Raw genomic sequence first — 14,459 nt, 5'->3', positions numbered from 1 at the left:
ATGGGGTCTGGTCAGTACGCGGCGTGGCGGCCCACGCGATCGGCGGTGCGTGCGGGCACGACGGGCCGCTCGGTGGGGACGGGGTCGGGCGTGCCGGGGCGGGTCAGGACCGCGGCGTAGGTGCCCAGGACGTCCCCGGCGGCGTGCAGGATGAAGGTGTGGCGTGGGGTGCAGCGCACGTGCGCCAGGGCGTGCTGGGCGCTGGGGGCCTCGACGAGGTCGGCGCGGACGGCGTCCGGCGTGCAGGCGGGGACGGGGGTGCCCAGCGCGCGGCTGAGGTCCGTGTGGCGCTGGCCGACCAGGACGATCCGGTAGCCGTCCCGGATGGCCAAGGCGACGAGTTTGACCTGCAGGGCGGGGGAGAGGTGGGCGGCGCGACAGACGAGAACTGACTGGGAGGGGTTGAAGGGATGCACGAAGGCAGCGACTGTCATGGGCTGAGGGTCAGTGTAGGAGCGCTCTCATGAAGATGCCGATAAGGTTTTTCACGGCTGAGGGGCAGAGTACCCCCGGAGAGGTCCAGACCGGCTTGACGCCCCACCTGCTGCCCGAGGGCTGACAGCTTCCCCTGAACCGGCGCGCGGGCGCACGGTTCCCGGCTGGAACGCGCTCTACACTGGGCGGCATGATCGAGCGGATTCATCTGGCCAAACCCCGCGGCTTCTGCGCGGGGGTCGTGATGGCCATTCAGGCGGTCGAGAAGGCCGCGCGGACCGAGGAGAAACCGGTGACGGTGTACCACTCCATCGTGCACAACCACACGGTCGTGGACCGGCTGGAATCCGGCTACGGCGTGCACTTCGTGGAGGATCTGGACAGCGTGGAGGCCCTGCCGCAGGGGGGCGAGACCGTGGTGTTCAGCGCGCACGGCATCAGCCCCGCCGTGCGCGAGCGGGCGCGGGCGCTGGGGCTGGCGACCATCGACGCGACCTGCCCGCTCGTCACGAAGGTGCACACCGAGGCGAAGAAGTACGCCCGTGAGGGCTACACGATCCTGCTGATCGGCGACAGCGCCCGCCATCAGGAGGTCATCGGCACGCGCGGCGAGGCGCCAGACTCGACCATCGTGGTGGGCGTGCTCGGCAAGACCGGCGAGGGGCTGGCCGACCCGCACACGGTGCAGGTGCCGGACCCGGAGCGGCTGGTGGTACTCACCCAGACGACCCTCAGCGTGGACGACACCCGGCGCACCATCGAGATCCTCAAGGGGCGTTTCCCGGCGCTGGTGGTGCCGCCCAGCGAGGACCTGTGCTACGCCACGAAGAACCGCCAGGACGCCGTGAAGGCGATCGCGCCGCACGTGGACCTGTTCCTGGTCCTGACGAGCACGCACAGCAGCAACGGCATGAGGCTGCTGGAACTCGCGGAGGCCGAGTGCGGCCGTTCGGTGCGGCTGGAGACGGCGGCGGACCTCGCGGGCGTGGACTTCACGGGCGTGCGCTCTGTGGGGATCACGAGTGCGGCGAGCACCCCGGACGATCTGGTGCAGGAGGTCGTGGCGCACTTCCGCGCGCTGAACCCGGCCCTGGAGGTCGTCGAGGAGGGCGAGTGGGAGAACATCGAGTTCCGCGAGCCGAGGAAGATCCTCCCCACCCAGGCGCTGCCGCGCACCATGCAGTAGGTGCCGGGCGATCTACCGGGCGTAGTGGCGCTGCTGCTGCGCCTGATCCTGGCGTGGCAGGTCGTGTGGGGACTGGTCGCCTTCGTGGCGATGTGGCGGGACAAGGGCCTGGCGGCCGAGGGGCAGGGCCGCACCCGCACCCCCGAGCGGGAGCTACACGCCCTGGAGGCGCGGGGCGGCTGGCTGGGCTCGTGGCTGGCGCAGGGTGTGTTCCGGCACAAGACCCGCAAGGTGGCGTACCAGCGAGTGTTTCGCCAGATCGCGCTGGTGTGGGCGCTGGCGGACGTGGTGATCGTGGCGGGTCTGCTCCTGCCTCCCGCTATTATCAATTGATAAGAGTTTGACCCGTCTTCCTGTCATGCGCTAGGATGCCGGGCATGATTGTTGTGAAGGTCGGCGGAAGCGCCGGAATCGACTACGACGCCGTCTGCGCCGACATCGCCGCCCGCTGGAAGAACGGGGACCGCCTGATCCTCGTCCACGGCGGCAGCGGCGAGACCAACCGCGTCGCAGAGGCCCTCGGGCACCCCCCGAAGTTCGTCACCAGCCCCAGCGGCTACACCTCACGCTTCACGGACCGCCAGACCCTGGAGATCTTCGAGATGGTGTACTGCGGCAAGATGAACAAGGGCATCGTCGAACGCCTCCAGCGGCTCGGCGTGAACGCCGTCGGCCTCAGCGGCCTCGACGGACGCATCTTCGAGGGCAGACACAAGGACTCCGTGCGCGCCGTCGAGAACGGCAAGGTCAAGGTCCTGCGCGGCGACCACACCGGCACCGTCGAACGCGTGAACACGCACCTGATCGACCTGCTGCTCGCCGGGGGGTACCTGCCGGTCCTCACGCCGCCCGCCAGTTCCTACGACGGTGTGGCGATCAACGTGGACGGCGACCGCGCCGCCGCCGCGCTGGCGGTCGCGTTGAAGGCGGACGCGCTGCTGCTGCTGTCCAACGTGCCGGGCCTGCTGCGCGCCTACCCCGACGAGAGCAGCCTGATCTGCGAGATCCCCGCCGCGGACGTCGAGAACTACCTGGAGTTCGCGCAGGACCGCATGAAGAAGAAGGTCCTCGGCGCAGCGGAAGCCGTGCAGGGGGGCGTGAAGCGCGTCATTTTCGGCGACGCCCGCAACGGCCAGCCGGTCAGCGCCGCGCTGGGCGGCCAGGGCACTGTCGTCTCCTGACGCGCGCAGCGGGTGGGGGAGGGCCGGGTACGCTATGCTGACGCGCCCATGCTGTCGCCCGCAGACCTCCTCACCTTCCTGAACGAACGCGGCGGCCGCGAATACCGCGTGCAGGCCCTGCTCCACACCGGGCGGGGCCGCAAGGCCGCCGTGCGTGAACTCGGCGAGTACTCGCTCACCGCGCGCGGCGAGACCGTGCAGGCCACCGGTCCCAGCGGCCAGACCCGCGACCTCACGCACGCGGACTTCCTGAGCGTGTTCGGCAGCTACACCTTCGGACCCGCGCAGCCCACCGGGCGAATGACCGACCTGGGACCCCTCTTCAGCTGAACGGGGCGCGGTAGGCTGCGTCCGTGACCTTCCAGCCTGAATACCCGAGTGTCCGCCGCCCCGTGTACGCCCGGCGCGGCATGGTCGCCACCAGCCAGCCCCTGGCCGCGCAGGCGGGCCTGAGCGTGTTGCAGCAGGGCGGGAACGCCGTGGACGCCGCGATCGCCACGGCGGCCGCGTTGACGGTCGTGGAACCCACCAGCAACGGCATCGGCGGGGACCTGTTCGCACTCGTGTGGGCGGGCGGGGAACTGCACGGCCTGAACGCCAGCGGCGCCGCGCCCGCCGCCCTGAGCCTGGACACGCTGCGTGAACGCCACGCCGGAGAGATGCCCCGCCACGGCTGGACGCCCGTCACGGTGCCCGGCGCGGTGCGCGGCTGGGCCGACCTGCACGCCCGCTTCGGACGGCTGGACTTCGCGCAGGTCCTCGCGCCCGCCATCGCGTACGCACGGGACGGTTACCCGCTGTCCCCGGTGCTCGCCGCGAACTGGGCGCGGGCGACCGGCATCTACCGCCGCCTGAACCTGCCCGAGATGGCCGAATGGTTCCGCACCTTCGCCCCGGACGGCTTCACGCCAGCGCCCGGCGCGCTGTGGCGCAGCGAGGGCCACGCCCGCACCCTGGAACAGATCGCCGCGACGCACGGCGAGGCGTTCTACTCCGGTGAACTGGCTGGGCAGATCGACGCGCACGCCCGCGCGGGGGGCGGCCTGCTGACCGGCGCGGACCTCGCCGGACACGCCAGCGAGTGGGTGACGCCCATCCACACCGACCTGCACGGGCACCGCGTGTACGAGATCCCGCCGAACGGGCAGGGCATCGCCGCGCTGATCGCCCTGAACGTCCTCAGGGGCGTGTCGCTGCCCGAGCGCCGCGACGATCCGCGTGGGCTGCACCTGCAGATCGAGGCGATGAAACGCGGTTTCCACGACGCGCACGCCTTCGTCGCCGACCCGCGTCACACCCCGGTGGACGTCGCGCACCTGCTGTCTGGCGCGAACGCCGACGCGCACCGCGCCCACCTGGGAGAGGCGGCGCACGACCCGCGCACCCGCGCGCCCAGCACCGGCGGCACCGTGTACCTCGCCACGGCCGACGAGGAGGGGCAGATGGTCAGCCTGATCCAGAGCAACTACATGGGCTTCGGCAGCGGCGTCGTCGTGCCCGGCACCGGCATCGCCCTGCATAACCGCGGGCACAACTTCCACACCGACCCCGCCCACCCCAACGCCCTGGCACCCGGCAAGCGCCCGTACCACACCATCATTCCCGGCTTCCTGGGCCGCGCGGACGGCACCCCGGTCGGGCCGTTCGGCGTGATGGGCGGCTTCATGCAGCCGCAGGGGCACCTGCAGGTCGTGTTGAACACCGCCCTGTACGGCATGCACCCGCAGCAGGCGCTGGACGCCCCGCGCTGGCAGTGGCTGGACGGCACCCGCGTGGAGGTCGAGCACGGCCTGGGCGGCACCCTGGCCCGCGAACTGACCCGCCTGGGCCACTCGGTCAGCGTGCAGCTCGACCCCGGCGCGTTCGGACGCGGGCAGATGATCCGCCGCGACCCCGTGACCGGTGTGCTGGAGGGCGGCACCGAGACCCGCACCGACGGCCACATCGCCGTCTGGTAGGTGCCGTGTGGTCGGCGCCGTCTGGTCGGGACTGGCTGGCGGGTGCCGTGGGGTGCGGGCCGCGCGGGCGGTGTGAGGTTCCTCACCGCCCGCACGGCCCAGTTCCCTACAATTCAGCGGATGTCCGTGCCGTCTTCCCCCCGCGTCGACCGCGCGCCCTCGTGGCGGCGCGTGCTGCTGCTGCTCCTGAGTGTCCTGCTGTTCCTGACCGCCGCCGCGCTGGGCCTGCTCGCGCTGGGCCTGTTCTCGTCCCTCGCCTCGAACGGGCCGCTGTGGCTGCGCTCGCTGGGCGTCCTGGGCGCCGGGGCGGTGCAGGGGGCCGGGCTGGGCGGCCTGAGCGGGGTGGCGCAGGCGTTCACGCTGGTGCTCCTGACCAGCCTGACCGCGGGGCTGGCGGCTTTCGTGAAACCGCGCGCCTGAGCGCCCCCAGCGCATGAGCGGCGGTTTAGGTGCTTCTCACGCTGCATGGTAGCATTGGGACGTTTTGTACCGGAGGCGAGTGTGAGGCTGTCAGAAGACATCGGAATTGACCTTGGAACGGCGACGTTCCTGATTTACAGCAAGAGCCGCGGCCTGGTGCTGCAGGAACCCAGCGTGATCGCCATGGCCCGCGACAGCAAGCAGGTCAAGGCCGTCGGCGAGGAGGCCTACCGCATGATCGGCCGCACGCCCGGCGGGATCGTCGCCGTGCGCCCCATCAAGGACGGCGTGATCGCCGACGAGGGCCTCACCGAGAAGATGATCAGCATGTTCCTGCAGAAGGTGCAGGGCGGCCCTGGACGCCTGCTGGGCTTCAAACCGCAGCTGATGGTCGGCGTGCCCAGCAACGTCAGCGACGTCGAGAAACGCGCCGTGCTGCGCGCCGCGATCCACAGCAACGCCCGCCGCGCCTTCCTGATCGAGGAACCGCTCGCCGCCGCGATCGGCGCGGGCCTGAAGATCGCCGAGCCGGTCGGCAGCATGGTCGTCGACATCGGCGGGGGCAGCACCGACGTGGCTGTCATCTCGCTGGGCGGCATCGTCGTCAGCGAGTCCCTGCGCGTCGCCGGGAACGAGTTCGACGAGAGCATCATCCGGTACGTGCGCCGCAAGCACAACGTCCTGATCGGCGAGCGCACCGCCGAGGAGATCAAGGTCAAGGTCGGCGCGGCCATGCTGCTCGACGACGCCGAGAACCTCACCGCCGAGGTCCGCGGCCGCGACCTGATCAACGGTCTGCCCAAGACCATCAGCCTGGACTCCACCGACGTCGTCGAGGCGCTGTCCGAACCCGTCACGAAGATCGTCGAGGGCGTCAAGCGCGTCCTGGAGATCACCCCGCCGGAACTGGTCAGCGACATCATCGACCGCGGGATCGTCATGACCGGCGGCGGCAGCCTGCTGCGCAACTTCGACGAACTGCTGCGCCAGACGACCGGCATTCCCGTCGCCGTGGCCGAGAACGCCATCGAGGCCGTCGCGGTCGGCACCGGCATGGCCCTGGAGATGATCCCGGTGCTGGGCGACTCGCTGGTCAGCAGCGACAACTACCTGCGCCGCTGAGCCGCCGGCCCGGCCCACGCGCCCGGCTCGGATGGGAGGAGGCCCTCGCAGCCCCCTCCCGTTCCCGTTTCTTCCCCCGCGCCCCCGGAGGCCTGACATGGACCCCATCCTGATTCAAGACGTCCTCAAGACCCTGCCCCACCGCTTCCCGTTCGTGATGGTGGACCGCGTGCTGTCCATTCAGGACGGCGAGGTGCACGCCCTGAAGAACGTCACCGTGAACGAACCGTTCTTCCCCGGGCACTTCCCGCAGGAACCCGTGATGCCCGGCGTGCTGATCGTCGAGGCGCTGGCGCAGGCCAGCATGTTCTGCCTGCACGGCCAGCTGGAACCCGGCACGGTCGGGTACCTCGCGGGCGTGGACGGCGCGCGCTTCAAACGCAAGGTCATCCCCGGTGATCAGCTGCACCTGCACGCGAAACTGGAGTTCCTGCGCCGCGGGCTGGGCAAGACCACCTGCCGCGCGCTGGTGGACGGCGAGGTCGCCGCGGAAGCCACCATCCTGTTCGCGGTCGCCAAAGGGTGAATGAAGGCGTGAACGAACCCGCGCGGACGGCCGCAGCGGGTACGCTGCGCGGGATGCCTGCCCCGGAGTGCCGTTGACCCGACTGACCCGCTACGTGACGCTGGAGCTGCTGCCGCCGCTCCTGGCGGGCACGCTGCTGTTCACGGCGATTCTCAGCTTCGGGTACTTCTTCATCTCCAGCCAGTGGCTGCAGGGCGTGCCGCTGGCGCTGGTGGCCCAGTGGATCGCGTATCAGGTGCCGGACACGCTGGTGAAGGTGCTGCCCATGGCGGTCGTGCTGATGACCGTGGTGGCGTTCGGCCGCATGAGCACCGAGCGGGAACTCGTGGCGGTGCAGTCCGGCGGGATCAGCCTGGGGCAGGTGGCCCGCCCGGCGGGTGTGGTGGCGCTGCTCGTCACGGCGCTGTCGGTGTGGCTGAGCCTGTGGGTCGCCCCGAGGTTGAACGTCGAGACGCGCGGCCTCTACTGGGACGTGCTGACCGGCGCGGGCCTGTCGCAGCTGAGCGGCAAGACCGTGGACCTCGGGGACGGCCTGACCCTGTTCATGCGCGGCTACGACCCGGCAACCCGTGAGATGCAGGGCGTGCGCCTGGAACGCTGGGAGCCCGGTAACGCCCGGCTGGGCACGCTGACCTTCGCGGACCGCGCCACCTTCGAGAACCGCGTGCTGACCCTGCGGGATTACCGGGTGTTCCGCGTGGATTTCGGCGCGGCCGCCCGCCTGCCCGGCGCCGCGCGGGACCCGCTGACGCTGCCGGGCACGGTCGCGCAGACCTTCCCCGCGATCCGGTCCGGGGCCACGCTGCGGGTGGACACCGGCCTGAGCCGCGAGGAGACCCTGGCGAAGTACGCCGACGCGGTGGGCGCCGACGCGCAGGGCTGGCCGGAGCTGATCACCGTCCTGACGAAACCGGGCGTGAAGGCCGCCGAGCGGGACGCGGCGCGCGTCACCCTGAACCGCAAGCTGGCGCTGCCCTTCGCGAATCTGGTGCTCGCGCTGGCGGCCCTGCCGTTCGCGCTACGATACGGGCGCACGCTGGGCGTCGCGCTGGGACTGGCGCTGCTGCTGGCCGTCGCGTACTACCTGCTGTTCTTCCTGGGTCTGACCCTGGCCCCGCTGCTGCCCGCCCTGCCCGAGGCCGGGGTGTGGCTGGCGAACGTGGTGTTCGCGGCGCTGGGCCTGACCCTGCTGAGGCGCGCGTGACCGGGCCGGACCGCCACGACCCGCTCCGCGCCCTGATCGTGTCCGCGTCGTTCGGCAGCGGGCACCATCAGGCGAACGGCGCGCTGGACGCCGCGCTGCGCGACCTGGGCGTGCCCCTGGACGCGCGGCACGCCGACCTGCTGAAGTACATGAGCACCCCGGAACGCGTCATCACCGCCGGGACGTACGACCTGTGGCTGCGGCACATGCCCGGCGTGTACCGCGCCTTCTACCACCTGACCGACACCGACCGCGCGCCCACCGCGCAGGCCTTCGGGTGGCTGGGTTACCCCGCCATGCGCCGCGACGTGCTGGAGGTCCGCCCCGAGGTGGTCGTCAGTTCGTACCCCACCCCGGTCGCACTGGCGCACAACGTCCGCCGCCGCACCGGCACCGACTTCCTGAACGGACTGGTCATCACCGACTACCGCGTGCACCAGCACTGGGCGCGCGCCGAGGCCGACCTGCTGATGGTCCCGAACGAGGAGGCCCGCGAGCAGCTCGCCCGCTGGCGCATTCCCGACGACCGGGTGGAGGTCACGGGCATTCCCATCGCGCGGGTGTACCGCGACCTGATCGGCGCCGACCGCGCCGCGCTGCGCGCCAGGCACGGCCTGGACCCCGCATTGCCCCTGATCCTGATGTCCGGCGGCGGGACCGGCAGCTACCGCGCGCTGCCGCAGGTGCTGCGTGAACTGGGCAACCTGGGCCGACGCGTTCAGGTGCTCGTGCTGGCGGGCGCGGACGGGCACGGCGTGGCCCGGGTGGGCGGCGCGACCCTGCACCGCCTGGGCTTCACCACGAACTTCCCGGAACTGCTCGCGGCGTCCGACCTCGTGGTGGGCAAGGCGGGCGGCCTGACCGTCGCGGAGGCCACCACGCTGGGCGTGCCCCTTGTGGTGCACGCCCCCATCCCCGGGCAGGAGGAGTTCAACACCGACTACCTGGAACGCCACGGCGCGGCCCTGTGGGCGCGGTCCCTGGCCGACGTGCGCCCGGCAGTGCTGCGCGCCCTGGACGCCGACGAACGCGCCCGGATGTCCTGCGCCGCCCGGCGGGTCAGTCGCCCGGACGCGGCCGAGCAGGTCGCGCGGGTGCTGCTGCGCCGCCTGGGCCGCGCGTGACCCGGCCCTGGCACTGGCTGATGGGACTGGCCGCCGGGGCGGCGGTGTACATCGGCCTGCCGTACCTCCTCGTGCAGCGCGGCGGCCTGGGCATCGTCACGCGCGGCGACCCGGCTGGGCGGCAGGTCGCCCTGACCTTCGACGACGGCCCCGACCCGAGCAGCACCCCGCCCGTGCTGGACACGCTGCGCGCGGCGGGTGTGCAGGCGACGTTCTTCATCCTGCCTGCGCTGGCGCGGCAGCACCCGGAGCTCCTGCGCCGCCTGCTTGCCGAAGGGCATGAGGTCCTCCCGCACGCGCACCGGCACCGGCACGCCTGGACCCTGCTGCCCTGGACGGCCTTCCGCGATCCGGGACGGGCCACGCATGAGGTGGAGGCACTGACCGGCACGCGCCCCCGCTGCCAGCGGCCCCCGCACGGCGCGTACAGCCTCGCCACGGTCCTGGGCCAGCGCGCCGCCGGAGTGACGGGCATCCACTGGACGGTCGAGGCCCGCGACTGGGCACCGGACGCCACCCCCGACACCGTCCGCGCCGCAGTCCAGCGGCAGGTAACGCCCGGCGGGATCATCGTCCTGCACGACGCCGGGCCCGGCGCCCGCACCACCCCGGCGGCGCTGCCCGGCATCCTGGCCGACCTCCACAGGCGCGGGTTCGAGGTCGTGCCACTGCGCGACCTGCGCGGCGCGCGGCCCGGCACGCTGCGCGACGTGTGGCGCACCCTCCGCGGGCGGTGAATCCCGTACCCTGGGGCGCGTGAACTACGACGAGTTTGCCGACCTGTACGACCACCAGTACGACGTGTACCGCGACGACCTGCACCACTACGCCCGCGTGGGCGAACAGGCGCGCGGGCCCGTGCTGGAGATCGGCTCCGGCACCGGCCGCGTCACCACGTTCCTCGCGCGACGCGGCGTGGACATCACGGGCCTGGAACCCAGCGCGCGCATGATCGAACGCGCCCAGGACCGCGCCCAGCGCGACGGCCTGACCGTGAAATACGTGCAGGGCGACGCCCGCACCTTCAGCCTCGACCAGCGCTTCGATACGGTCATCGCGCCGTTCAACGCCCTGATGCACCTCTACACGCCCAACGAGCAGCTGCAGGCCATGCAGACCATCCACGCGCACCTGCAACCGGGCGGGCACTTCACCTTCGACCTGTTCGTCCCCCGCTTCGGCAAACCCCACACCCTGCGTCACGAGGGCGAGACCTTCCACGCGCCCGACGGCAGCCGCACCGACGTGTTCCTCGTGCAGCGGCACGACAAACCCCGCCAGCACATCACCACCGAATACCACGTGGACACCACCGCGCCCGACGGCACCCTGAAACGCCGCCACTACACCCTGACGCAGCGGTACTACACCCGCTACGAGGTCGAGTGGCTGCTGCGCTTCGCGGGCTTCGAGAGCCCCCGCGTGACCGGCTCGTTCCAGGGCGGGCCGCTCGACGCGCACAGCGAGGTCATGGTCTTCAGCACCCGCACCGTGTAAAACCGACTCCGGTTGAAAGGTGTGCGACATCTTTCAACCCGAGCGGATGCGAGAAGGAGCGAAACGGGTTCCAAACGTGGAGTGGGCAGATCGGTGATCTTCCGATCTGTCAACGAAACAAACGGAATCCGTACAAGGAATGAACGCCGACCGGGAGAACCCTGTGTGGGCTCTCCCGGTGTCGGCGGTCATGGCGCAGTCCCTCTGCGGGACTGGAGTGGGTGGTCAGGCGTTCAGTCGTGCGCTCCGGCGAGTTCCTTGTGGCTGCCAAACTGCTCGGCTTCGGTGCTGCCTGCCAGGGCGGTGGTGCTGCTCTGCCCGCCCCCGGCGGCCTGGGCGACGAGGTCGAAGTACCCGGTGCCGACCTCGCGCTGGTGCTTGACGGCGGTGAAGCCGCGTTCCTGGGCGGCGAATTCGCGTTCCTGGAGTTCCACGAAGGCGGTCATCTGGTTGCGGGCGTAGCCGTAGGCGAGGTCGAACATGCTCATGTTCAGGCTGTGGAACCCCGCCAGGGTGATGAACTGGAACTTGTAGCCCATCTTGCCCAGTTCGACCTGGTACTTGGCGATGGTCTCGTCGTCGAGGTTCTTCTTCCAGTTGAAGCTGGGGCTGCAGTTGTACGCCAGGAGCTTGCCGGGGAACTGCGCGTGGACGGCCTCGGCGAACTTGCGGGCGTCTTCCAGGTTGGGCACGCTGGTCTCGCACCAGATGACGTCGGCGTAGGGGGCGTAGGCCAGGGCGCGGCTGATCGCCTGGTCGATGCCGGGAGTCACGTAGTAGAAGCCTTCGGGGGTGCGTTCGCCGGTGCAGAAGGGCCGGTCGTTCTCGTCGATGTCGCTCGTCAGGAGGTTCGCGGCGTCGGCGTCGGTGCGGGCGATCAGGACGGTGGGCACGCCGCTGACGTCGGCGGCGAGGCGCGCGGCGTTCAGGGTGCGGATGAACTGACTGGTGGGCACGAGCACCTTGCCGCCCAGGTGACCACATTTCTTCTCGCTGGCCAGCTGGTCCTCGAAGTGCACCCCGGCGGCGCCCGCCTCGATCATGGCCTTCATCAGTTCGAAGGCGTTCAGGGGGCCGCCGAAACCGGCCTCCGCGTCAGCAACGATGGGCACGAAGTAGTCGATGTCGCTCTTGCCTTCGCTGTGCTGGATCTGGTCGGCGCGGCGCAGGGTGTTGTTGATGCGCTTGACGACGTCGGGCACGCTGGACGCGGGGTAGAGGCTCTGGTCGGGGTACATCTGCCCGGCGTTGTTGGCGTCCCCGGCGACCTGCCAGCCGCTCAGGTAGATGGCTTTCAGGCCGGCCTTGACCTGCTGCATGGCCTGGTTGCCGGTCAGGGCGCCCAGGGCGTTCACGAAGGGCATCTCCTTCATCTGACGCCACAGTTTCTGCGAGCCGTGCCTGGCGAGGGTGTGCTCGATGGGGAGGCTGCCGCGCAGCTTGACGACCTCGTCGGCGCTGTAGTTGCGCTTGATGCCCTGCCAGCGCTCTTCGGTCTGCCAGGTTTTTTCGAGGATCTCGGCGGGCGTGCGGGGGTTGGTGGTCATGGGGGTGCCTCCGTGGGGTGTGAGGGGCGATCCGCCGCGCCCGGTCCGGGCGTGGAAGGTCTGGGGGTTCGGTGGGTTGTGCCCGGTGTGGGCGGTGCCTTGCGGTGAGGGCATTGTGCCGGGCCGCCCGCCCCGAAAGTGATGGTGTACCCATGACAGGTGGAAGTACACCACCATTTCAAGTACACCACCTGGGTCCCAGCAAGTGAACGGGGCGCCCGGCCAGCACCGGACGCCCCGTCGTGTGGCCAGGCTCAGCCGTTCAGCCACTCCGCCAGCGTCGCCTCGAACGCCGCGTGATGGTCATGGTGGTACAGGATGCCGTGGAACCCGGCGGCGTTCGCCGCGTCGATGTTCTCCTGCACATCGTCCACGAACGCCACCTGCGCCGCCGGGACGCCCATGGCGGCCTCCAGCGCCGCGAACGACTCCGGCGAGGGCTTCTTGTGTCCCAGCTCGTTGCTGAACACCGGTTGGTGGAACCGCGCAAAGCGCGGGTCGCGGCGCAGGTGGTCACTGACCACCGGGTAGTTGTTGCTCAGCAGGCCCACCCGCACGTCCGCGGGCAGCGCCGCCAGCGTGGCGTACATGGGCGCGTTGTCCGCGATGCTGCCCAGGTACAGTTCCTCGAAGTCGCCGTACGGCATGGGAATCCCGGCCTCCTCCTGCATCACCGTCCAGAACTTCGCCAATGTCCAGGCGCCGACCTCCAGCTGCCGCACGTGCCGGAAGTACGAGTCCCGCACGCGCTCCACCGGCACGCCGCTGCGGTCCGCCACGTTCTGCGTGCTGCGCCCGTCGAAGGTTCCCACCGTGAACACGCCGCCCCAGTCGAAGGCCACGTGCCGCTTCTGCTCGCTCGTCATCGGGACGATCATGCCGCACTGGCCGACCGCGATCCCGCGCGCTGTGCATACGGCGCTACTCGGGCAGCAGCAGCCCCCGGCGGTCCCACGCGGTCAGGTTCAGGGCGTGCATCGCCTGCCAGGGCCGCACCCAGTCCGCGTCGGGCTGCACCTTCTGCGCCCGCCCGTGCCGCAGCACATGGGCGCGGTGCGCGCTCAGCAGGTCCGGGGGCGGGCAGTCCGGGTGCAGGTGCACGTCGATCTCCTCGCTCAGCGCCGGGGCGTACGGCGTGCGGGCGCTGCTGGTCAGCACGCACGCGAACCCGCTCGCCCGGTCCCGCAGCCAGCTGATGAGCTGCACGAACGGCCAGCCGTGCGCCGGGTCGTCCGGCGTCTCGCTCCAGCGCAGCGCGGCGCTCACGTCGGGTTCCAGCACATACGCCCGTACGTGCCGCACCTCCGAGATGCCCGGCAGGTACAGCGTCCCCCGCGTCGCCGCGCCCACCCCCAGCAGGTCCTGATGCAGCGCGCCGATCGCGCGGGCCTGCTCGGGCGTGGCGCCCCACGCGCGGTCCTCCAGCGGCTGCGGCGTCAGCGTCTCGGTAACGGTCGGGCCGGGCACCGCGCGGCCCTCCAGGCGCGCGAGGCTCAGGTCCGGCAGCAGGGTCACGGCGCGGTCCGGCCCGACCAGACGCTGCAGTTCGTCGTCTGTCAGGGCAGCGAGATTCAGGCGGCGCGGCACGCCCGTCAGGATAACGTGCCGGACTTACATTTTCAGCACAGGTCGCCGGGTGAGTGCGGCCGTGTCCATCAGTCCCACTCCCAGTCACGCCAGTCGCTGGGCCTCGCCGCGCCCGGCCGGGACGTCGCCGCCTGCTCGTCCGGCGACGGGTACCAGGGGTAGGCGGCGTGCAGCGCGCGGTCCAGCTGCGCGCGCAGCAGCCCCGCCAGCGTGTCCTCCTCCCTGGCGGTCAGCCTGGGGATCTCGCGCCGCAGGGTGTCCAGGCGGGCGTCCAGCGCCCCCTGGTACGGTTCGCGCGCCTTGCGTACCGAGCCCTTGCGGAGCGGTTCGGGGTGCACGACCGGCACGTACTCGGCCGCCGCGCGTTCCAGCAGGTCCTGCCGGGCCAGGGCGCGGGCGGCGCGGGTCTGCTCGGCCCGCTCACGCGCGTCCGCCGCGCGGGCCTGCGCCGCCAGGAACGTGTCGTCCCGTTCGACGTCCAGCACGCGCGCCTCCTCGTACAGCTTCACCGGGGGCAGGCGGCGGCGACCCATCCGCAGGCCGTTCGGCCGGGTCCGGTCGTGCTCGCCCAGGAACCGGCGGATCAGCGTGGGCGTCCAGCCGCGCTCCTTGAGGTCCTGCGTCGCCAGGAACCCTGGCGGGTTCAGCGGCGCCTCCCGCTCGCGCGCCACG

The 14,459-nt window shown here is 71.1% G+C and carries 17 protein-coding genes; 12 read left to right on the top strand and 5 right to left on the bottom strand.

Annotation, left to right across the window (positions count from 1 at the left end; genetic code table 11):
- Positions 1-11 precede the first annotated feature (11 nt).
- Positions 12-434 (bottom strand): hypothetical protein, encoded by a 423-nt coding sequence (locus tag DEIGR_RS09465; protein ID WP_058976734.1) that lies wholly within the window; start codon positions 432-434, stop codon positions 12-14.
- A gap of 191 nt (positions 435-625) precedes the next feature.
- On the opposite strand from DEIGR_RS09465, the gene ispH reads away from it, so the two are divergent.
- From ispH to DEIGR_RS09405, 12 genes are all read left to right on the top strand, one after another.
- On the top strand, positions 626-1,621 hold the full coding sequence (ispH, locus tag DEIGR_RS09460) for a 4-hydroxy-3-methylbut-2-enyl diphosphate reductase (protein ID WP_058976733.1): 996 nt from the start codon (positions 626-628) through the stop codon (positions 1,619-1,621).
- Entirely contained in the window at positions 1,622-1,954 is a 333-nt protein-coding gene (locus DEIGR_RS09455; RefSeq protein ID WP_058976732.1) for a DUF1294 domain-containing protein, read from the top strand. It begins immediately after the preceding gene.
- 44 nt (positions 1,955-1,998) lie between these two features.
- Complete coding sequence (locus DEIGR_RS09450; RefSeq protein ID WP_058976731.1) at positions 1,999-2,802, top strand: [LysW]-aminoadipate kinase; 804 nt, start codon at positions 1,999-2,001, stop codon at positions 2,800-2,802.
- Between the two features lie 48 nt (positions 2,803-2,850).
- Entirely contained in the window at positions 2,851-3,132 is a 282-nt protein-coding gene (locus tag DEIGR_RS09445; RefSeq protein WP_058976730.1) for a hypothetical protein, read from the top strand.
- A gap of 80 nt (positions 3,133-3,212) precedes the next feature.
- A complete protein-coding gene (locus DEIGR_RS09440) occupies positions 3,213-4,760 on the top strand; it encodes a gamma-glutamyltransferase family protein (protein WP_083524152.1) in 1,548 nt (515 codons plus the stop codon).
- Positions 4,761-4,880: 120 nt separating this feature from the next.
- Positions 4,881-5,180: a hypothetical protein gene (locus tag DEIGR_RS09435; protein ID WP_058976728.1), complete on the top strand. Its 300-nt coding sequence runs from the start codon at positions 4,881-4,883 to the stop codon at positions 5,178-5,180.
- Positions 5,181-5,261: 81 nt separating this feature from the next.
- Positions 5,262-6,302 (top strand): rod shape-determining protein, encoded by a 1,041-nt coding sequence (mreB, locus tag DEIGR_RS09430; RefSeq protein ID WP_444542405.1) that lies wholly within the window; start codon positions 5,262-5,264, stop codon positions 6,300-6,302.
- Between the two features lie 97 nt (positions 6,303-6,399).
- Positions 6,400-6,828, top strand: a complete 429-nt coding sequence (fabZ, locus tag DEIGR_RS09425; RefSeq protein WP_046844758.1) for a 3-hydroxyacyl-ACP dehydratase FabZ — start codon at positions 6,400-6,402, stop codon at positions 6,826-6,828.
- Between the two features lie 73 nt (positions 6,829-6,901).
- Positions 6,902-8,032, top strand: coding sequence for an LptF/LptG family permease (locus DEIGR_RS09420; protein ID WP_058978637.1), 1,131 nt, complete (start codon positions 6,902-6,904; stop codon positions 8,030-8,032).
- Entirely contained in the window at positions 8,029-9,156 is a 1,128-nt protein-coding gene (locus DEIGR_RS09415) for an MGDG synthase family glycosyltransferase (RefSeq protein ID WP_058976726.1), read from the top strand. The genes DEIGR_RS09420 and DEIGR_RS09415 overlap by 4 nt, the downstream gene beginning before the upstream one ends.
- The gene (locus tag DEIGR_RS09410) at positions 9,153-9,893 is read left to right on the top strand and encodes a polysaccharide deacetylase family protein (protein WP_153013694.1); all 741 of its coding nucleotides are present in this window, start codon (positions 9,153-9,155) and stop codon (positions 9,891-9,893) included. Before DEIGR_RS09415 ends, DEIGR_RS09410 begins: the two co-directional genes overlap by 4 nt.
- Before the next feature lie 19 nt (positions 9,894-9,912).
- Complete coding sequence (locus DEIGR_RS09405; protein WP_058976724.1) at positions 9,913-10,653, top strand: class I SAM-dependent methyltransferase; 741 nt, start codon at positions 9,913-9,915, stop codon at positions 10,651-10,653.
- Between the two features lie 233 nt (positions 10,654-10,886).
- Here DEIGR_RS09405 and aceA read toward each other — a convergent pair whose 3' ends face one another.
- From aceA to DEIGR_RS09385, 4 genes are all read right to left on the bottom strand, one after another.
- Entirely contained in the window at positions 10,887-12,200 is a 1,314-nt protein-coding gene (gene aceA / locus DEIGR_RS09400) for an isocitrate lyase (RefSeq protein WP_058976723.1), read from the bottom strand.
- Positions 12,201-12,454: 254 nt separating this feature from the next.
- On the bottom strand, positions 12,455-13,078 hold the full coding sequence (locus tag DEIGR_RS09395) for an HAD family hydrolase (RefSeq protein WP_153013693.1): 624 nt from the start codon (positions 13,076-13,078) through the stop codon (positions 12,455-12,457).
- Positions 13,079-13,121: 43 nt separating this feature from the next.
- Positions 13,122-13,787 (bottom strand): hypothetical protein, encoded by a 666-nt coding sequence (locus DEIGR_RS09390; protein ID WP_236704715.1) that lies wholly within the window; start codon positions 13,785-13,787, stop codon positions 13,122-13,124.
- Between the two features lie 68 nt (positions 13,788-13,855).
- A complete protein-coding gene (locus tag DEIGR_RS09385; RefSeq protein ID WP_058976720.1) occupies positions 13,856-14,458 on the bottom strand; it encodes a hypothetical protein in 603 nt (200 codons plus the stop codon).
- Position 14,459: the final 1 nt, after the last annotated feature.

The sequence above is a fragment of the Deinococcus grandis genome (assembly GCF_001485435.1).
Lineage (GTDB): Bacteria > Deinococcota > Deinococci > Deinococcales > Deinococcaceae > Deinococcus > Deinococcus grandis.
Note: the sequence above shows the minus strand (reverse complement) of the source record. Positions and strands in the feature narration are given on the sequence as shown.

Coding starts and splice junctions, on each gene's coding strand:
- DEIGR_RS09465 (WP_058976734.1), bottom strand. CDS start 434: ATGACAGTCGCTGCCTTCGTGCATCCCTTCAACCCCTCCCAGTCAGTT.
- ispH (WP_058976733.1), top strand. CDS start 626: ATGATCGAGCGGATTCATCTGGCCAAACCCCGCGGCTTCTGCGCGGGG.
- DEIGR_RS09450 (WP_058976731.1), top strand. CDS start 1,999: ATGATTGTTGTGAAGGTCGGCGGAAGCGCCGGAATCGACTACGACGCC.
- DEIGR_RS09445 (WP_058976730.1), top strand. CDS start 2,851: ATGCTGTCGCCCGCAGACCTCCTCACCTTCCTGAACGAACGCGGCGGC.
- DEIGR_RS09440 (WP_083524152.1), top strand. CDS start 3,213: ATGGTCGCCACCAGCCAGCCCCTGGCCGCGCAGGCGGGCCTGAGCGTG.
- DEIGR_RS09435 (WP_058976728.1), top strand. CDS start 4,881: ATGTCCGTGCCGTCTTCCCCCCGCGTCGACCGCGCGCCCTCGTGGCGG.
- fabZ (WP_046844758.1), top strand. CDS start 6,400: ATGGACCCCATCCTGATTCAAGACGTCCTCAAGACCCTGCCCCACCGC.
- aceA (WP_058976723.1), bottom strand. CDS start 12,200: ATGACCACCAACCCCCGCACGCCCGCCGAGATCCTCGAAAAAACCTGG.
- DEIGR_RS09395 (WP_153013693.1), bottom strand. CDS start 13,078: ATGATCGTCCCGATGACGAGCGAGCAGAAGCGGCACGTGGCCTTCGAC.